General features: G+C 40.3%; 18 protein-coding genes. All 18 read left to right on the top strand.

The window, feature by feature from the left end:
• The first annotated feature begins 16 nt into the window (after positions 1-16).
• Positions 17-919: a succinate--CoA ligase subunit alpha gene (gene sucD / locus IOC57_RS03855; RefSeq protein ID WP_207437488.1), complete on the top strand. Its 903-nt coding sequence runs from the start codon at positions 17-19 to the stop codon at positions 917-919.
• A gap of 117 nt (positions 920-1,036) precedes the next feature.
• Positions 1,037-1,903: a DNA-processing protein DprA gene (gene dprA, locus IOC57_RS03850; RefSeq protein ID WP_286184509.1), complete on the top strand. Its 867-nt coding sequence runs from the start codon at positions 1,037-1,039 to the stop codon at positions 1,901-1,903.
• Between the two features lie 264 nt (positions 1,904-2,167).
• On the top strand, positions 2,168-4,243 hold the full coding sequence (topA, locus tag IOC57_RS03845) for a type I DNA topoisomerase (RefSeq protein WP_207437487.1): 2,076 nt from the start codon (positions 2,168-2,170) through the stop codon (positions 4,241-4,243).
• Between the two features lie 428 nt (positions 4,244-4,671).
• Positions 4,672-5,979: an FADH(2)-oxidizing methylenetetrahydrofolate--tRNA-(uracil(54)-C(5))-methyltransferase TrmFO gene (trmFO, locus tag IOC57_RS03840; RefSeq protein ID WP_207437486.1), complete on the top strand. Its 1,308-nt coding sequence runs from the start codon at positions 4,672-4,674 to the stop codon at positions 5,977-5,979.
• A 59-nt stretch (positions 5,980-6,038) separates the two neighbouring features.
• Positions 6,039-6,941 carry a tyrosine recombinase XerC gene (gene xerC, locus IOC57_RS03835; protein ID WP_207437485.1) on the top strand — a complete coding sequence of 301 codons (903 nt, stop codon included), beginning with the start codon at positions 6,039-6,041 and terminating at the stop codon, positions 6,939-6,941.
• Between the two features lie 20 nt (positions 6,942-6,961).
• Complete coding sequence (gene hslV / locus IOC57_RS03830; protein WP_048684874.1) at positions 6,962-7,489, top strand: HslVU peptidase proteolytic subunit; 528 nt, start codon at positions 6,962-6,964, stop codon at positions 7,487-7,489.
• A 12-nt stretch (positions 7,490-7,501) separates the two neighbouring features.
• Positions 7,502-8,911: an ATP-dependent protease ATPase subunit HslU gene (gene hslU, locus IOC57_RS03825; protein ID WP_207437484.1), complete on the top strand. Its 1,410-nt coding sequence runs from the start codon at positions 7,502-7,504 to the stop codon at positions 8,909-8,911.
• Between the two features lie 108 nt (positions 8,912-9,019).
• On the top strand, positions 9,020-9,799 hold the full coding sequence (codY, locus tag IOC57_RS03820) for a GTP-sensing pleiotropic transcriptional regulator CodY (RefSeq protein ID WP_057278408.1): 780 nt from the start codon (positions 9,020-9,022) through the stop codon (positions 9,797-9,799).
• Positions 9,800-10,531: 732 nt separating this feature from the next.
• Complete coding sequence (flgB, locus tag IOC57_RS03815) at positions 10,532-10,927, top strand: flagellar basal body rod protein FlgB (protein WP_207437483.1); 396 nt, start codon at positions 10,532-10,534, stop codon at positions 10,925-10,927.
• On the top strand, positions 10,927-11,385 hold the full coding sequence (gene flgC, locus IOC57_RS03810) for a flagellar basal body rod protein FlgC (RefSeq protein ID WP_207437482.1): 459 nt from the start codon (positions 10,927-10,929) through the stop codon (positions 11,383-11,385). The genes flgB and flgC overlap by 1 nt, the downstream gene beginning before the upstream one ends.
• Before the next feature lie 22 nt (positions 11,386-11,407).
• Positions 11,408-11,716: a flagellar hook-basal body complex protein FliE gene (fliE, locus tag IOC57_RS03805; RefSeq protein ID WP_207437481.1), complete on the top strand. Its 309-nt coding sequence runs from the start codon at positions 11,408-11,410 to the stop codon at positions 11,714-11,716.
• A 92-nt stretch (positions 11,717-11,808) separates the two neighbouring features.
• A complete protein-coding gene (fliF, locus tag IOC57_RS03800) occupies positions 11,809-13,407 on the top strand; it encodes a flagellar basal-body MS-ring/collar protein FliF (RefSeq protein ID WP_207437480.1) in 1,599 nt (532 codons plus the stop codon).
• A gap of 12 nt (positions 13,408-13,419) precedes the next feature.
• A complete protein-coding gene (fliG, locus tag IOC57_RS03795) occupies positions 13,420-14,439 on the top strand; it encodes a flagellar motor switch protein FliG (RefSeq protein ID WP_207437479.1) in 1,020 nt (339 codons plus the stop codon).
• Positions 14,423-15,196: a flagellar assembly protein FliH gene (gene fliH, locus IOC57_RS03790; RefSeq protein ID WP_286184508.1), complete on the top strand. Its 774-nt coding sequence runs from the start codon at positions 14,423-14,425 to the stop codon at positions 15,194-15,196. The genes fliG and fliH overlap by 17 nt, the downstream gene beginning before the upstream one ends.
• 2 nt (positions 15,197-15,198) lie before the next feature.
• A complete protein-coding gene (gene fliI / locus IOC57_RS03785) occupies positions 15,199-16,518 on the top strand; it encodes a flagellar protein export ATPase FliI (RefSeq protein ID WP_207437477.1) in 1,320 nt (439 codons plus the stop codon).
• 2 nt (positions 16,519-16,520) lie between these two features.
• Entirely contained in the window at positions 16,521-16,967 is a 447-nt protein-coding gene (gene fliJ, locus IOC57_RS03780; RefSeq protein ID WP_207437476.1) for a flagellar export protein FliJ, read from the top strand.
• A gap of 4 nt (positions 16,968-16,971) precedes the next feature.
• The gene (locus IOC57_RS03775) at positions 16,972-17,595 is read left to right on the top strand and encodes a MotE family protein (RefSeq protein WP_207437475.1); all 624 of its coding nucleotides are present in this window, start codon (positions 16,972-16,974) and stop codon (positions 17,593-17,595) included.
• A gap of 25 nt (positions 17,596-17,620) precedes the next feature.
• Positions 17,621-18,928, top strand: coding sequence for a flagellar hook-length control protein FliK (locus tag IOC57_RS03770; protein WP_207437474.1), 1,308 nt, complete (start codon positions 17,621-17,623; stop codon positions 18,926-18,928).
• Positions 18,929-18,931 lie beyond the last annotated feature (3 nt).

Below are 18,931 nucleotides of genomic sequence, written 5' to 3'. Positions count from 1 at the left end.
GGCAGGGGGGAACATAATGAGCGTTTATATTAATAAAGATACGAAAGTGATCGTTCAGGGAATCACTGGTGCAACAGCATTATTTCATACAAAACAAATGTTGGAATACGGCACGAAAATCGTTGGTGGAGTCACTCCGGGCAAAGGCGGAACAGAAGCGGAAGGGGTACCTGTATTCAATACAGTTTCCGAAGCTGTCACTGAAACCGGAGCGACTGCATCTGTTATCTATGTACCGGCTCCATTTGCTGCCGATGCAATTCTAGAAGCCGTAGACGCAGAACTTGATCTTGTCATTTGTATCACGGAACATATTCCTGTCCTGGATATGGTCAAGGTAAAACGGTATATGGAAGGCAAAAAAACTCGCTTGATCGGACCGAACTGTCCAGGTGTCATTACTCCTGATGAGTGTAAGATTGGTATCATGCCAGGGTATATCCACAAAAAAGGCCATGTAGGTGTAGTTTCTCGTTCTGGAACTTTAACGTACGAAGCCGTTCACCAATTATCACAAGCAGGCATTGGGCAATCTTCTGCTGTCGGTATCGGTGGGGATCCCGTTAACGGAACGGATTTCATTGATGTTTTGAAAGCGTTCAATGAAGATCCGGAAACACATGCGGTGATCATGATCGGGGAAATCGGCGGAACGGCAGAAGAAGAAGCAGCAATCTGGGTGAGGGAAAATATGACTAAGCCAGTTGTTGGTTTCATTGGTGGCCGTACGGCTCCTGCCGGTAAACGCATGGGACATGCTGGTGCCATTATCTCAGGTGGAAAAGGGACTGCAGACGAGAAAATCCGCGTTATGAACGAATGTGGAATTAAAGTTGCTGAAACTCCATCCGTAATGGGTGAAACATTGATCTCCGTCTTGAAAGAAAGAGATATTTACGAACCTTGTAAAACACATTGATTTAAGCTGGGCCGACCTTTTTTTGGGTCGGTCTTTTTTCCTCCAATTTCCTCGGAAGAGGCCAAGTACATCACTATCAACCTACCTTTAAAAATATCCGATTAGGAGCGTTTCCAATTGAACACAAAAGAAAAGTTAATCCATCTCCATCATTGCCGCGGAGCAGGATGGAAAACAATCCAAACAATCATGTCCAAAGATCCGTCATTATCTTCCCTGTTCACGACGAAGTACGTTGAATGGGCAAAAATGCTCCCTATCCCTTCAAATAAGCTTAACCTCTTTCTCAAAGATTTACACTCACTCAATACCATCGATAAACTTAAAAAATACGAAGATAACCAAATCCATTGTTTGACGATCCTCGATGATGAATATCCTTTTTTGCTGAAGCAAATATTCGATCCACCGTGGGTCCTTTATTTAAAAGGTGATGAGAAGCTTTTAACAAGGAAGAATACGCTAGGTGTTGTTGGTACACGTAAGCCAACCTCGTATGGTCTGGAGGCTTTAAAAACGATTCTATTACCGCTCATAAAGAAAAAGTTCGTGATCATAAGCGGAGTGGCGGCTGGAATCGATGCAGAGTCACATAAGATAACATTAAGGGAAGGCGGAGATACTATCGGGGTGTTAGGAGGAGGGCTTATGCAAATATATCCGAAATCCAATGTTACTCTTGCTGAAGAAATCATCAATAAAGGCCTGCTTATATCTGAGACTACACCGGAAATGAAGGCGGAACCTTGGATGTTTCCGCTTAGGAATCGAATCATCAGTGGATTATCACAGGGAGTATTCGTGGTCGAGGCAAAAGAAAGGAGCGGTTCCCTTATTACAGCACAAGCTGCTTCGGAACAAGGAAGAGAGGTATTTGCGCTTCCTGGTAATGTTACGAGCCCTGAATCTCTGGGAACCAATCAATTGATTCAGGATGGTGCCAAACTTGTTTTGAGTTCCAGGCAGATCGAAGAAGAGTTTTGACAATATAATATAGAAGATAGACGGAGAAACAAACGGGAAAATAGAAAATAGGGCGATTTTTTAGAAGGATGGGTTGAATTATTAGACAAAAAGGTTGAAAATATTGTAAAACTGTTATAAGTTTTGCAAATGGCACCTCTTGTCAAAATATCTATAAATAAATGAATCAGCATGCTTTGAAAAGTAAAGAGGTGTTGACAAATGATTTTTGAATGATTAATAATAGTGAAGATTTATATTACCTCTTTGAGGAGGATTTATTGGATGTCAGAATACTTAGTGATTGTGGAATCGCCCGCAAAGGCGAAAACAATAGAACGTTATTTGGGAAAAAAATATAAAGTAAAGGCTTCCATGGGGCATGTGCGCGATTTGCCTAAAAGTCAAATGGGTGTCGATGTTGAACATGAATATGAACCTAAATATATAACTATCCGTGGCAAAGGCCCGGTTTTAAAAGAATTGAAGACCGCTGCAAAAAAAGCGAAAAAAATCTATCTCGCGGCTGACCCCGACAGGGAAGGGGAAGCCATTGCCTGGCATTTGGCTCATAGTCTTGATGTTGACGTTAACTCAGATTGCCGTGTGGTATTCAACGAGATCACGAAAGAGGCTATCAAAGAATCATTTAAATCGCCGAGGCCAATAAATATGAAATTGGTTGATGCCCAGCAGGCAAGAAGGGTTTTGGACCGTTTGGTCGGGTATAATATAAGCCCGCTTTTGTGGAAAAAGGTAAAAAAAGGCTTAAGCGCGGGACGGGTCCAATCGGTTGCTGTTAGGATGATCATTGACCGGGAGAAGGAAATCAAAGATTTTATCCCGGAAGAGTATTGGACAATCAAGGCTGATTTTGTAAAAGGAAAAGAACAGTTTGAAGGTTCCTTCTTCAGCCTTGGCGGCGAGAAGAAGGAATTAAATACTGAAGAGGACGTCAAAAAAGTGCTCGCTTCTTTAATTGGCGGCGAATTTACGATAGGAGCTGTGGCTAAAAAGGAAAGAAGGCGCAATCCAGCTGCCCCTTTTACAACTTCTTCCCTGCAACAAGAAGCGGCACGTAAATTGAATTTCCGGGCAAAGAAAACCATGATGCTTGCTCAGCAGCTTTATGAAGGAATCGAGCTAGGTAAGGAAGGTACAGTCGGGTTAATCACATATATGAGAACTGATTCGACTCGGATTTCCGATGTTGCGAAAGAGGAAGTCCATACCTTCATTCAAAATAATTATGGTAAAGATTATGTTCAGGTTGAACAGCGCAAGGAGAAAAAACAAACCAATGCCCAGGACGCCCATGAAGCAGTCAGGCCAACAAGCACATTACGTGAACCGGGTGTAGTCAAGGAATTCTTATCCAGAGATCAATTCCGTCTTTATAAATTGATTTGGGAACGATTCGTTTCTAGCCAAATGTCCTCGGCGGTCATGGATACGATGAGCATCGACCTGCATAACGGGGATGTCATCTTCAGGGCAAATGGTTCAAAAGTTAAATTTCCGGGTTTCATGAAGGTATATGTTGAAGGGTCCGATGACTCGGTGGAAGAAAAGGAAAATGCACTACCGGATGTGAAAAAAGGAGATCAATTCTTTTCAAAAGATATCGAGCCTAAACAGCATTTCACACAGCCACCGCCCCGGTATACTGAAGCCCGTCTTGTCAAGACCCTAGAAGAACTGGGAATAGGGCGTCCTTCTACATATGCCCCTACCTTGGATACGATTCAAAAACGGGGATATGTTACCTTGGATAATAAACGGTTCATCCCAACAGAGCTTGGTGAGATCGTTCTTGAATTGATACGTGAATTCTTCCCGGATATTCTTGATGCAGAGTTCACTGCCAAGATGGAACAGGAATTTGACAGCGTCGAGGAAGGCAATATTCAATGGGTAAAGGTCATCGACGAATTTTATAAAGAATTTGCAGTTCATTTGGCTAAAGCTGAAGTTGAGATGGAGAAAATTGAAATCAAAGATGAACCTGCAGGTGAAGATTGTGTGGAATGCGGACATGGGATGGTCTTTAAGATGGGACGTTATGGAAAGTTCATGGCATGCAGTAATTTCCCGGATTGCCGTAACACAAAACCAATCGTTAAAGAAATCGGTGTCAAATGTCCAAAATGTAAAGAAGGAAACATCATTGAAAGGAAAAGTAAAAAACGCCGCATATTTTACGGATGTGATACTTATCCTGGATGTGACTTCATATCTTGGGATAAACCGCTGCCGCGTAGTTGTCCGAAATGTGAAGGTACACTAGTTGAGAAAAAACTCAAAAAAGGCGTCCAAGTCCAGTGCATGGATTGTGATTTCAAAGAAATGCCCCAAGCATAGAAAAGACCGTGAAATCGGTTACTTTCCTTGTGAACAAATGGAGAAACCCAAAATATAACTTGACTCGGCATCTGCCGGGTTTCTTTATGTCCAGGAAAGTATGATATCATGATACTATGTGGATTTACTTCCAAGAAGAAAATGGATAAAGCTTGAAACTTTTTTATTTAGGCCATGTGATGTAAAATTCAATGGACAAGTACATTCTTTTAAAGATATAATTCCTATTTGCATCCGTTACCCTTTTTAGAAAAGATGGAATGCAGGAAGAATGCCGGCTTTGTGGCATATGCTTTAAAATAATCGTTAGCAGGAAAGAGTATTTCGGGTATAAATACATAGATATCGTTAAAAATGAAACTTTTATGAAAGCAGTTTTAATGATAAATGATCCTGTCTTATCATATCTATACATGGAGGTTCGAAAAATGAAAGAAACAAAAGTAAGTGTAATCGGTGCTGGGCTTGCTGGAAGTGAAGCAGCGTGGCAGTTAGCTAAAAGAGGAATTAAAGTCGATCTATATGAAATGCGTCCTGTAAAACAAACGCCAGCCCATCATACCGATAAATTCGCTGAACTTGTTTGTTCCAATTCACTTCGGGCAAATACTTTAACAAATGCAGTTGGTGTATTAAAAGAAGAAATGCGTATACTGGATTCGGTCATCATGTCCGCAGCAGATGCTTGTGCTGTACCCGCTGGCGGTGCTTTAGCTGTTGATCGTCATGAATTTGCCGGTCTTGTTACGGAAAGGGTCAAAAGTCATCCGAATGTGACGGTCATTAATGAAGAAGTGACGGAAATTCCGGAAGGCCCTACCGTCATTGCAACCGGTCCGCTTACAAGTCAGTTACTTTCTGACAGCTTAAAGCAAATCATGGATGAAGAATATTTATACTTCTATGATGCTGCCGCACCAATTCTTGAAAAAGACAGCATCAATATGGATAAAGTATATTTGAAATCCCGTTATGATAAAGGGGAAGCAGCATATTTGAACTGCCCGATGACTGAAGAAGAGTTTGACCGCTTTTATGAAGCTTTGATTGCTGCTGAAACAGTCCCACTTAAAGAATTCGAAAAAGAAATCTTTTTTGAAGGCTGCATGCCTATTGAAGTGATGGCTTCACGTGGGAAGAAAACGATGTTATTTGGTCCATTGAAGCCTGTTGGCTTAGAAGATCCAAAAACGGGAAAACGTCCTTTTGCTGTAGTTCAATTGCGTCAAGATGATGCGGCAGGAACACTCTACAATATTGTTGGTTTTCAGACACATTTGAAATGGGGGCCGCAAAAAGAAGTGTTGCAGCTCATACCTGGTTTGGAAAATGCCGAAATTGTCCGTTATGGAGTTATGCATCGAAACACGTTCATAAACTCACCTAATGTTTTGAAGCCTACGTACCAATTCAAGAATCGGGACGATTTATTCTTTGCCGGTCAGATGACTGGCGTCGAAGGGTATGTAGAATCGGCTGCATCGGGACTGGTTGCAGGTATCAATGCTGCAAGGATCGTCCAAGGATTGGAGCCTATCATTTTCCCTGCGGAGACGACGATGGGCAGCATGGCAAGGTACATAACGTCGACGAATGGAAAGAGCTTCCAGCCGATGAATGCCAACTTTGGGTTGCTTCCAGACCTTGAAGTGAGAATCAAATCCAAAAAAGAGCGGAACGAAACGCATGCTAAACGCGCTTTGGACACAATTCAGAACTTTGTGAAAAATTTGTAAAATATTTGCCTGCTGTTTTAAAGTATGATACTATTTATTAGCCTTTGCGAGGTGTTTCCATGATTAATCAAAAAAAGGCATTATCATCCTTCATTGAATATTTACAAATTGAAAAAAACAGTTCACATTACACCATTGAAAATTATAAACGTGATATTCACGAATTTTTTCTGTTCCTTAATGAACAGGGCATAGAGGATATCACGTCCGTTGAATATTTTGATGTCCGGTTGTATTTAACGAATTTATATGAGAAAAAACTTTCTAAGCGCACTGTAGCAAGAAAAACTTCTTGTTTGCGGAGCCTTTATAAATTTTTACTACGTGAAGGTGATGTGAAGGATAATCCTTTTTCTCTTGCTTCTTTACCTAAAAAGGATCAAAGACTGCCACGTTTTCTTTATGAGAAGGAAATGAATCAGTTGTTTTCTTCTTTAAAGAAAGATTCACCGATAGGAATAAGAAACAGTGCCTTACTGGAATTATTGTATGCTACAGGCATTCGCGTAAGTGAATGTTGTGAGATTAAACTCCAGGATATCGATCTTTCCTTAGGGACGGTACTGGTCCATGGAAAAGGAAAAAAAGATCGCTACGTTCCGGTTGGTAGATATGCACAGGAAGCGATAGATTTATACATACGTACAGCCAGGACGGAATTGACTTCGTCTGACGCCAAGGCGCATGTTTATTTATTTGTTAATTTTCGTGGAGACCCTCTGACACCTAGGGGAGTTCGCTATATATTGAATGAATTGATTAAAAAGTCAGCCGCAGATGGAAGTCTTCATCCCCATATGCTAAGGCATTCGTTTGCTACACACCTGTTGAATAATGGGGCGGACATTCGCACGGTTCAGGAATTGCTTGGTCATTCTAAAATTTCATCAACGCAAGTGTATACGCATGTTACAAAAGACCAATTAAAAAAAGTCTATAATGCATCACATCCGCGGCCTTAAATGTTGAAAGGGGACACTTTATGACAACGATATTTGCAGTGCATCATAAAGGTGAATGTGCCATGTCCGGTGATGGGCAGGTTACTTTAGGAAATTCAGTAGTGATGAAGCATACAGCGAGGAAAGTAAGAAAAATCTTTAATGGTAATGTCCTTGCAGGTTTTGCAGGTTCCGTTGCAGATGCATTCACTTTATTTGAGATGTTCGAAGCTAAACTTGAAGAGTATAATGGCAATCTTCAGCGTGCTGCCGTCGAAATGGCAAAGCAATGGAGAAGTGACAATGTATTGAGAAAGCTGGAAGCCATGCTAGTCGTAATGGATAAGAACCATTTGTTGCTCGTTTCTGGTACCGGGGAAGTAATTGAACCGGATGATGGTATTCTCGCCATAGGATCGGGAGGGAATTATGCTCTGGCTGCCGGCAGGGCATTAATGCGATTTTCCAGTGACCATTTATCGGCAAAGGAAATCGCTCAATCATCTTTACAAATTGCAGCGGAAATTTGTGTATTTACGAATACGAATATAATCGTGGAAGAGTTGTAAGGAGGAGCGCATATGTCAAAAAAAGCTAATTTAACACCGAGGCAAATCGTTGAAAAACTGGATCAGTATATCGTAGGGCAGCGTGAGGCAAAACGGGCAGTGGCAGTGGCTCTTCGGAATCGCTACCGACGTTCCCTTCTCTCGGATCAGCTTCGTGATGAAGTCGTTCCGAAGAATATATTAATGATTGGACCAACAGGAGTTGGGAAAACAGAAATAGCTCGGAGAATGGCTAAATTGGTAGGTGCTCCTTTTGTAAAAGTTGAAGCAACGAAATTTACGGAAGTCGGATATGTCGGCCGGGATGTAGAGTCCATGGTTCGTGATTTGGTTGAGACTTCCGTCCGCCTCGTGAAGGAAGAAAAGATGGCCAGCGTTAAGGAACGGGCAGAAGAAAATGCAAATCGCCGTTTAATAGAGCTATTGGTGCCATCAACTAAAAAACAGAGTAATTTCAAGAATCCTCTTGAAGTCTTTTTTGGAGGCAATAACAATCAAGAAGAACAGGATTCGGAAGAAAATTCCGAAGATTTAAGTTTGCAGGAAAAAAGAAAAATTGTCGCTGAAAAGCTGGCTAATGGTGAGTTAGAAAGTGAAATGATAACGGTCGAAGTGGAAGAACAGGCTGCTTCGATGTTTGATATGCTCCAAGGTTCGGGAATGGAACAAATGGGGATGAACATGCAGGATGCCTTAGGAAGCTTAATGCCGAAAAAAAGCAAGAAGCGCAAATTAAAGGTAAGTGAAGCGAGAACCGTTTTAACAAATGAAGAAGCGGCAAAATTGATTGATATGGATGAAGTCACTTCCGATGCCGTATACGGGGCTGAGCAAAATGGGATTATCTTCATAGATGAAATCGACAAAATTGCCAGTAAGCAATCTGGAAGTTCATCAGCGGATGTATCAAGAGAGGGTGTCCAAAGGGATATCCTGCCGATTGTTGAAGGTTCGACAGTAGTGACTAAATATGGTTCAGTTAAAACGGATCATGTCCTATTCATTGCTGCAGGGGCCTTTCATATGGCTAAGCCATCCGACCTCATCCCTGAATTACAAGGTAGATTCCCAATTCGTGTAGAATTGAACAAACTGACTGTAGACGACTTTGTACGGATTCTTCATGAACCGGATAATGCCTTGTTAAAACAATATGTTGCTTTATTAGAAACTGAAGGTATAGAAATTGAATTTTCTGACGATGCTGTTCGTAAGATAGCTGAAGTGGCCTTCGAAGTAAATCAAAACACAGACAATATTGGTGCAAGAAGACTTCATACCATTTTGGAACGGTTGCTTGAAGACTTATCTTTTGAAGCTCCGGAAATAACAATGGAGAAGATTACAATTACTCCCCAATATGTCGAAGGTAAGCTTGGTTCTATCGCCCGGAATAAAGATTTAAGCCAGTTTATCCTTTAATAAAGAAACAATTTGGGCAATGATTAGCCTACGCAATGAACATAAAATTACGGAAATACAACTTCATAGTTATTGTGAACCATGGTATTTTTAGGAGGAACAAATCAAATGAACTTATTAGCAAAAACAAGAAAAATCAATGCAATGCTCCAAAAAGCAGCAGGTAAAGCAGTTAACTTCAAGGAAATGGCTGAAAGTTTAAGTGAAGTTATCGAAGCGAATGTATTCGTTGTCAGCCGCCGTGGAAAATTACTTGGCATAGCGGTTAGTCAGCAAATTGAAAACGAACGCATGTACAAAATGTTGGAAGATAAACAATTCCCTGAAGAGTACACAAAAAACCTATTCAATATTCCTGAAACTTCTTCGAATCTTGATATCGAAAGCGAATATACTGCTTTCCCAGTCGAAAACAAAGAGCTTTTCGCAACTGGATTAACAACGATTGTACCGATTATGGGTGGGGGAGAACGTTTAGGAACATTGGTTCTTGCCCGATTACAAGAAAAATTTCACGATGATGATTTAATTTTGGCTGAATATGGTGCGACTGTAGTCGGTATGGAAATCCTACGTGAAAAATCAGAAGAGATAGAAGAAGAAGCCCGTAGTAAAGCTGTCGTTCAAATGGCAATTTCCTCGTTATCTTACAGCGAATTGGAAGCAATTGAGCACATTTTTGAGGAGCTTAAAGGTAACGAAGGTCTGCTGGTAGCGTCCAAAATTGCAGACCGTGTTGGTATCACCCGTTCCGTTATCGTAAATGCACTAAGGAAACTGGAAAGCGCAGGAGTCATTGAATCACGCTCTCTTGGAATGAAAGGTACTTATATCAAAGTATTGAATGATAAATTCCTTCTTGAATTAGAGAAACTCAAAAATAACTAACAAATGGAAAGGCAGCCCTTGAAAAAGGGTTGCCTTTTTTTGTGATATTTGGATGTGTTGCTGTCTGGGACTAACAGGCAAATGCGGGTGAATGAATGGGGGAGATAGGAAAAAGAGGTATTTCGGATTAAATGAAAATGAGAATATAGGCATGTTTTCCATAAAAGCAGAAAAAATAGTTAAATATTCCTTAGAATGGGTAATTATATTATTATAACTGTCGAAATGATGAAAATTAACGACGTTACAACTTTTTGAGTTTTAAAAGTCTATGGATAACAGGTTTCAGTCTTAGGGAAATTTATCGAATGGATCAACACTTTTAAAAAACGTTTTTTTTTAAAAAGAAAGAATGCATGATCCCTCTATTTTAAAGGGTGAAATCAACTAAAATGAAATGATTAATTGAAAGTAAATGCAAAAATTAGTTCTAAAGTATCAGGTATATAGATTCGTTTTTCGATATGATATAAAAGCTAATAGAAGTAAAATTTGGTTAATATGTAGAATAACATAATAAAATGTCATATAACGTAATATTAATCCTGTAATCATACCGATAAAAACGACGAATTTGAGCAATTTATGACATTTTTCGACAATAATAGGTCTAAAGTCTGTGTATTGTATATGGACATAGGTATAATGTTTCTTTAAAATTAAAACGTAAATGGACTGGATTAATTTATTGATAAAGTCATTATCTGTTAATTGTAGAAAGAGGTGATCGATGTGGAATTATTTTCAAATACTTTTCAAACATTAGAAAATGCCCTTAATTATTCTAATGCAAAACAAAAAGTCATTTCACAGAACATAGCCAATTCGGATACACCAAATTATAAAGCTAAAGAGGTCGACAAAACACAATCCTTTAAGGAAGAGCTGCTATCTTCCCTGGAGTCATATCGTACCGATGAACGACATTTCTCCTTCAAATCAGAGGGGAGTCATGCTTCTTACATTGTGACTCAGAAAAATGTCCGGTATAACAATAATGGAAATAGCGTGGATGTTGATAAGGAAATGACGGATCTAGCTGCCAATCAGATTTATTATAATGCAATAACCGACAGGCTTTCAGGTAAGTTTCAATCATTACAGAATGTAATTAGAGGAGGTAAGTGATGGGAATTTTCCAAAGCATAAACATGAGCGGATCTAGCCTGACAAGTCAAAGGGTAAGGATGGATGTAATCTCTGCCAATATGGCTAATGCCGATACGACAAGGGCGGTATATGATCCCGAATCGAAAACATGGAAGCCATACACAAGAAAATCGGTTGTGCTGCAAAGTAAGGAAAACGATTTTTCGAGTTTCTTAAACGCAGCATCCGGAAAAACAAGCGAGGTAGGAAATGGAGTGAAGGTGACGGGCATAGTAAAAGATAAAACACCTTTTGAACTGGATTACAATCCCGAACACCCTGATGCCAATGAAGAGGGGTATGTGGAAATGCCAAATGTCGACCCGCTCCGGGAAATGGTTGATTTAATGAGTGTTACACGTTCATACGAAGCAAATGTGACGGTTTTAAATGCATCAAAGGGAATGATGATGAAAGCTTTGGAAATTGGGAAATAAAAGTTGAAAGGAGATAGTTGATATGGAAGGGATTTCTCTTTCTGCAGTGAACAATGCAAGTAATGTACTGAAAAAAGATCAAAGCAATACTCATACACCATACGAGGCGCAGCAAAGTTTTGCGTCGGTATTAAAAGAATCAATGAATAAAGTTAACGAAACACAAATGGCATCTGATGACCTTACAACCAGATTGGTTAATAGAGAGGATGTTGAGCTTCATTCGGTGATGATAGCTTCACAAAAAGCCAGCGTTACCATGCAGGCTACATTAGAGGTTCGGAATAAGGTTGTGGAAGCCTACCAGGAAATGATGAGAATGAGCATATAACATTCAATTTTTAACCTCATTATATAGAGAAAAATGACAAGGGGGAAAGAAATCCCCCAATCATAAATTCATAGACTGACCGGGGGATTTAAATGAATGAAGTACTTGTGCATTTTAAAAACAAAATAACTGGTTATTGGACGAGCCGAAGTAAAAAACAAAAATTCATGACGATTGGTTCAGCAACATTGATCATCATCATCATTACGGCAATTTCAATTTTAACCATGCGTACGACGCTGGTTCCCTTATATTCCAATTTAACTCCATCGGAAACGGGCAGCATTAAAGAAAATTTAGACAGTCAAGGGATTATGAATGAAATTTCTGAAAATGGTACGACCATAAAAGTTCCTGAAGAAAAACTGGATTCACTTAAAGTGGAACTGGCAGCTGAGGGAATTCCGGAATCAGGCAGTATCGATTACTCCTTTTTTAGTCAAAGTGCTGGTATCGGAATGACTGAAAATGAATTCAATGTCATTAAACTGGACTCGATGCAAACGGAATTGGCCAGTTTGATAAAAAAGATTGATGGTGTAGAAGATGCCAGTGTAATGATCACTCTTCCTGATAAAGGAGTTTTTGTCAGTGATTCAGCTGGGGAAGCGTCAGCGTCCATTGTATTGAATACGAAACCCGGTTATAAATTTGAAGAAAGTCAAATCAATTCCCTTTATCATCTGGTCTCAAAAAGTGTTCCGAATCTCCCTACAGATAATATCGTCATCATGAATCAAGAGTTTGAGTACTTTGATCTTGAAAATGAAAATTCTTCTTTCGCGTCCGCATTTGCTACCCAAAACGATATTAAAAAAGAAATAGAACGAGATATTCAAAGACAGGTACAAAATATGCTTGGAACGATAATGGGGAGAGACAAAGTGGTCGTTTCTGTCACGACAGACATTGATTTCACTCAAGAAAACCGGGAAGAGAATTTAGTTGAACCGGTCGATGAAGAAAATATGGCTGGAATTGAGATTTCAGCGCAAAGGATCAATGAATCGTATAGTGGGGACGCAGCAGGTGCAGGAGGCGTTCCGCAAAGTGAGGATTCCTCAGATTCATTGGGATCCAGTTACGCTGAAGGCATAAACGGATCTGGTGAATATGAAAAAGTCGATGAAACGATAAATAGTGAAGTGAACCGAATCAAGAAAGAAATAGTCGGAAGCCCATATAAAGTTAAAGATTTAGGTATTCAAGTCATGGTCGAACCGCCCACTGCTGACGATCCGGAGTCTTTATCTCAACAAAGTGTGGATGATATTACACAAATCCTTGGTACGATAATACGCACGACAATTGAGAAAAAAGCTGAAGGGGAGGAACTGACGGACGAGGAACTTAATAATAAAATTGCAATTTCCGTTCAGCCGTTCAACGGAAAAATGACATTGCAAAAAGGTGAAATGAGTCCTTCGTTACCAATATGGGCATACATCGTCGGTGGAGTGCTTTTACTAGTCATTATCATTCTCTTAATCTTATTTCTCCGATCCCGAAAACAGGCTGATATGGAAGAGGAGTATGTGGTTGAAGAGGAAGAAGTCGTATTTGATGTTCCGGATTTGAACAAAGAGAAAGAAACGGAAGCATCTTTAAAAAGAAAACAATTGGAGAAGCTTGCAAAAGAAAAGCCTGATGAATTTGCAAAATTATTAAGAAGCTGGATAGCAGAAGATTAGGAGGCTGGGAAAGTGACAGAAAGAAAAAAAAAGGCCGGATTGACTGGCAAACAGAAAGCTGCCATCCTCCTTATTTCCTTAGGCCCGGATGTTTCTGCATCCGTGTATAAGCATCTTTCTGAAGAGGAAATTGAAAGATTGACCCTTGAAATTTCGGGAGTGAAGAAAGTGGACTCCCATGATAAAGAAGAAATTCTGGAAGAATTCCATAACATTGCTTTAGCACAGGATTACATTTCGCAAGGCGGGATAGGATATGCGAAGCAGGTACTCGAAAAGGCATTAGGTATTGACCAGGCAACCGCCATCATTAACCGTTTAACATCATCCTTACAGGTTCGTCCTTTCGACTTTGCAAGAAAGGCAGATCCTGGACAGATCTTGAATTTCATCCAGAACGAGCATCCGCAGACCATTGCATTAATCTTGTCCTATCTTGATCCCACACAGGCTGGACAAATATTGTCGGAACTTCCGCAAGAGGTGCAGGCCGATATTGCAAGAAGGATTGCATTAATGGATAGCACTTCTCCGGAAATCATCAATGAAGTGGAGCAAATACTCGAAAGGAAACTTTCTGCAACAGTAACCCAAGATTATACACAGACTGGTGGAGTGGAAGCCGTTGTAGATGTGTTGAATGGTGTTGACCGCTCAACGGAAAGAACGATCTTGGATGCACTTGAAATCCAAGATCCGGAGCTTGCTGAGGAAATCAAGAAACGAATGTTTGTTTTTGAAGATATCGTGACCCTTGATGGCAGAGCGATTCAGCGGGTAGTCAGGGAATCAGATAACGAAGACCTTAAACTTTCTCTTAAAGTGGCTAGTGATGAAGTGAAGGAAATCGTATTCCGAAACATGTCAAAACGCATGGTCGAAACGTTCCAGGAAGAAATGGAATTTATGGGGCCAGTAAGATTGCGTGATGTAGAAGAAGCACAATCTAGAATTGTTGCCATCATTCGAAGGTTGGAAGAGACTGGAGATATCGTGATTGCCCGCGGCGGAGGGGATGATATCATTGTCTAGGATTATCAAATCCCTGCAGGCTAACCAGGAGAAAAGCAAAAAGATTGCGATAAAAGTTCGTCCTTTTGATTTTCTTCAAAATGATGATGCAGATGATCGGAAACCCCTTCATTGCATTCAATCTGATGAATTTCTCAATGATGCTAAACAGGAAGCGGAAAAGTTATTGCTCGATGCTAAACAAAAAGCCCAAGCGATTGTTGCTGAAATCCAGCAAGACAGAGAACAATGGGAGAATCAAGAAAAAGCGTTGTTTATGGAACAAGCTCAAAAAGAAGGGTATCAGCAGGGAGTCGAAGATGGGATCCAAAAGGGTTATAACGAGATTGCAGCGGAAATAGCTTTCGCAAAAGAAGTGGTAGATTCATCTAAAAAAGATTATCGGCACCATATCGAATCATCTGAGACCGTTATTTTGAATCTTGCCCTGAAGGTGGCAGAGAAAATTATCGGGCAACAGCTTGAAAAAGATGAAGAATCTTTTTTATCTATAGTCAAAAGGGCCATCAAAGAAGTGAGGGATTACCGTGAAGTGCAATTGCATATCCATCCGCTCCAATATCAATCGATTCTTTCCCATAAAGATGAGTTAATGGCCATTTTTCCGAAAGATACTGAGTTGTATATTTTTCCGGATGATGAGCTTGAAGAATGCGGCTGTATCATCGAATCCGAAAACGGAAGGATGGACGCCAGTGTCGACAGTCAGCTGCAGGAAATAAAAGTGAAACTGAGTGAATTGCTGGAAGGGGAATAAAGATGAAAACTAGAGACCTATTGCCCTTAGTTGATGAAGTTGATCCATTCAAACATTATGGACGGGTCAAACGTGTCGTGGGGTTAATGATAGAATCTCAAGGTCCTGAAAGCTCTGTAGGTGATGTTTGTTATATCTATACAGGTATACAAAAAAAGAAAAATCGAATCTTAGCTGAAGTTGTCGGTTTCCGTGATGAAATGGTTATTTTAATGCCGTTTACAGCAGTTAGTGCTATTGCACCGGGTTGTATCGTGGAAGGAAGCGGAAGGAGCCTTGAGATAAAGGTGGGAAGTGGGCTTATTGGCAAAGTAGTCGATCCATTGGGACATTCCATTGATGAATCACTGCTTCCAAAAGGACTCGCGACAATATCTGTGGATCAAGATCCGCCAAATCCGATGAAACGACCTCCCATTAATGAACCGATAGATGTAGGAGTGCGGGTGATTGATAGTTTATTAACAGTTGGAAAAGGACAACGTGTTGGTATCTTTGCAGGGAGCGGTGTCGGGAAAAGCACGTTGCTTGGGATGGTAGCGAGAAATACGAAGGCTGACTTAAACGTAATTGGTCTTATTGGAGAACGTGGCCGTGAAGTCCGTGAATTCATTGAGAAGGACCTTGGACCAGAAGGGCTGGCCCGATCAATCGTTGTAGTGGCGACATCTGACCAGCCAGCGTTGATGAGGATAAAGGGTGCTTTGACGGCAACCGCCATCGCGGAATATTTTCGTGATAAGGGATTGAATGTAATGCTGATGATGGATTCGGTCACAAGGGTTGCGATGGCCCAGAGGGAAATCGGGCTTGCTATCGGGGAACCGCCGACAACCAAAGGGTATACACCATCCGTTTTTGCCATCCTTCCAAGGTTACTCGAAAGAACGGGAACAAATCAGCTGGGTACCATTACAGCTTTTTATACGGTTCTCGTCGACGGTGATGATATGAATGAACCGATTGCTGATGCTGTCAGGGGAATTTTGGATGGCCACTTCATACTAGACCGTAACTTGGCCAATAAAGGACAGTTTCCAGCGCTCAATGTATTAAAGAGCATTAGTCGTGTCATGAATAGTATTGTTGGTGATAAGCATAAAAACGCCGCAGAAAAATTGCGGGCAAGTTTATCAACCTATATGGAGTCGGAAGATTTGATTAATATAGGAGCTTATAAGAAGGGTACTTCCGACCAAATTGATAACTCGATTACTCGCTATCCGGAAATCATTTCATTTTTGAAGCAAGGAACCCATGAGAAAGCTTCCAAAGATAATAGTATCAACTCCCTTGTCGATTTGATGGAGAAAGGTGATTAATAATGATTTATCAATATAAATTCGGGAAGATCCTGACCATCAAAGAAAAAGAAAAAACCGATGCACTTACTAAATATAATGCTGCTTTAAAAAAATTTGAAGAAGTGGCAGAAAAGTTATATAAGCTTTTAAAGAAAAAAGAAGAGTTGCTTGAGTTTCAACAGGAAAAACTGCGAAATGGATTATCCGTTCAGGAAATAAGGCATCATCAATTATTTATGGACAACTTGGAAAAACTCTTAAGCCACTGTCAACAGGAAGTCATTGAAGCCCGATACAAGATGAATATTCAACGGGATATATTAATGGAAAAAAATATTGAGGTTAAAAAGTACGAGAAGATGAAAGAAAATGATTTTCTTAAATTCCTCGATGTCATAAAGGAAGCTGAGAACAAACAAATGGATGAAATATCAATCCGGCAATTCTTAAGCAAAGGCGTAAGGTGAGGGAATGCGTAAAAAAAGTGAATATAATGGATTGGAAGAATTGGAAGAAAGTAAGATAAGTAAGTTTCAATGGTTTCTTGTCATCTTCATCCCATTAGTCTTTGCGGTATCCGTAGCGTTGATTGTTTTTACAGTTGCAGGGGTGAATGTAGTGGAAAAAGCAAAGGAAATGTCTGCGAAAATACCCTTCGTTGAATCGGATCAAAAGGAAAGGGATGAAGAGAAAGGTAAACTGGCCATGAATGATGAGAAAGTTTCCATGAAGCTCGAAAAATTGGAAATCGAGATTGTAAACAAGGATAAAGAGATAGATAAGCTTGAGAACATCATTGACACACGTGACAACGCCATTGAAAAGGCAGAAGCGGAAAAACAGCAGCTTCAAACAGAAATGAACCAACTTAAGGATAGTCAGAATAATAGTAAACAAGCGTTCAAAGATATAATCCGTACTTATGAAACCATGGCTCCCAAGAAGGCTGCACCTATCATTACAGAAATGAATGATGAAGATGCAGTGGAGATTCTCTCAAGTATGAAAACAGCTACTTTAGCTAAGGTTTTGGAGCAAATGACAACGGCTGATGCTGCAAGGCTTACGAAGAAACTAACGGAACAAAGTTCTTAAGTGGAAAGAGTGGGGAGGTGAATATATGAATTCAGCCATTAATTCTTTACTTCCTATGGCATCATTAAGTTTAAAGGTACCAATTAAGCCAAATCAGCAAACTAATTCAGGGTTTGGTTCAGTCCTTCAATCAGCAATAGGCGCAGAACCGCACAATCCATCGGATATAGCTGGCCTAACTGAAGGACGAATGTCTGTATTAGAAGATTTGCTAGTTTTTTTGAAACTTGAAAGATTAAGCGATACTGGGGAAAAGAGTGTTGCCGAAGCCCCTTCAGTAAACCACCAAGACAACAACCTTATTTTACAGGTCCTAAAAAATGTAGCCGGCAATGATGAGGGTACCCTTGCTGATTTTTTTACGAGCATCGAGGAACTGGATATAGAACAAGAAGCGGATGACTTCAGCCTGAATTCACAAAGTTTGTTATCAGCCAATGTCATGGAACTGTTCACCATCCTAAAAAAAGTTACTGGATTGAGTGAAGAAAAATGGCATGAGCTCCCATTATCTGGTGTGGTGAATCTTTTGAAACTGGTGAAAATTCAAGATCTTCTCTCGGAGAATAAGGATATGTCACAAGATGGAGCGGCCATCCAGAAACAAATGAAAAACCTGCTTGAAGGGTTAACGGGGAGGCTGGAGAAATGGCTGTCCAATCAGTCAAAATCAACATCGGAATCAAATCAATCCAACACGTTGGAGAAAGGGCAAACTAAAACAATGGAAACATGGAAAAGCCCATTCTCACAATTATCAGGTAGTGACAAGGTAATTAAAAACGGAACATTCAGCAGCGATGTGACTTTGCAAAGCCTGGATAGCAGTAAACATCAAGGGTCTGGTATGCCTTTTCTCATGACAAAGCTGGAGCAATTCGTTTTGGTGGCTCCCAGAGGTGAGCAAACTGTCAGTCAAGAAAAGTTTGTTAAACAATTTGAAAATATTTTGAGTAAGGCGAATTTTAGCGGAACTAACGGTGTAAATAAACTGATGATCAGACTGAATCCTGAACATTTAGGCTCCCTTAGAATCGAGTTGATTCAAAAGGATGGTATGATGTCAGCAAAAATTATGGCTACTACTGCTCAGGCCAAAGATATGCTGGAGAATCAGGTTTGTGGCTTAAAACAAGCCTTTAGCGGTCAAAACATTCAAATTGAAAGAATTGAAATATCAACGGCCTTCAATGCCTTCAACTCTGAGAAATTCAGCCATAAAGATGCGGATGAACATAAGGAGCAACAGGAGAGTAAGGAAGAAAGCAAGGATGAGACGGAAATCGAGTTTACGGGATCCCTTGCCGATGCTCTGTTAAATCTGGAAGTGTAGGTG

Source organism: Bacillus sp. SD075, from assembly GCF_017355165.1.
GTDB lineage: Bacteria > Bacillota > Bacilli > Bacillales > DSM-1321 > Peribacillus.
Note: the sequence above shows the minus strand (reverse complement) of the source record. Positions and strands in the feature narration are given on the sequence as shown.

Coding starts and splice junctions, on each gene's coding strand:
- fliE (WP_207437481.1), top strand. CDS start 11,408: ATGGAAGGGATTTCTCTTTCTGCAGTGAACAATGCAAGTAATGTACTG.
- codY (WP_057278408.1), top strand. CDS start 9,020: ATGAACTTATTAGCAAAAACAAGAAAAATCAATGCAATGCTCCAAAAA.
- sucD (WP_207437488.1), top strand. CDS start 17: ATGAGCGTTTATATTAATAAAGATACGAAAGTGATCGTTCAGGGAATC.
- flgC (WP_207437482.1), top strand. CDS start 10,927: ATGGGAATTTTCCAAAGCATAAACATGAGCGGATCTAGCCTGACAAGT.
- fliH (WP_286184508.1), top strand. CDS start 14,423: ATGATATCATTGTCTAGGATTATCAAATCCCTGCAGGCTAACCAGGAG.
- hslV (WP_048684874.1), top strand. CDS start 6,962: ATGACAACGATATTTGCAGTGCATCATAAAGGTGAATGTGCCATGTCC.
- xerC (WP_207437485.1), top strand. CDS start 6,039: ATGATTAATCAAAAAAAGGCATTATCATCCTTCATTGAATATTTACAA.
- IOC57_RS03775 (WP_207437475.1), top strand. CDS start 16,972: ATGCGTAAAAAAAGTGAATATAATGGATTGGAAGAATTGGAAGAAAGT.
- fliI (WP_207437477.1), top strand. CDS start 15,199: ATGAAAACTAGAGACCTATTGCCCTTAGTTGATGAAGTTGATCCATTC.
- fliF (WP_207437480.1), top strand. CDS start 11,809: ATGAATGAAGTACTTGTGCATTTTAAAAACAAAATAACTGGTTATTGG.
- fliJ (WP_207437476.1), top strand. CDS start 16,521: ATGATTTATCAATATAAATTCGGGAAGATCCTGACCATCAAAGAAAAA.
- topA (WP_207437487.1), top strand. CDS start 2,168: ATGTCAGAATACTTAGTGATTGTGGAATCGCCCGCAAAGGCGAAAACA.
- trmFO (WP_207437486.1), top strand. CDS start 4,672: ATGAAAGAAACAAAAGTAAGTGTAATCGGTGCTGGGCTTGCTGGAAGT.
- IOC57_RS03770 (WP_207437474.1), top strand. CDS start 17,621: ATGAATTCAGCCATTAATTCTTTACTTCCTATGGCATCATTAAGTTTA.
- hslU (WP_207437484.1), top strand. CDS start 7,502: ATGTCAAAAAAAGCTAATTTAACACCGAGGCAAATCGTTGAAAAACTG.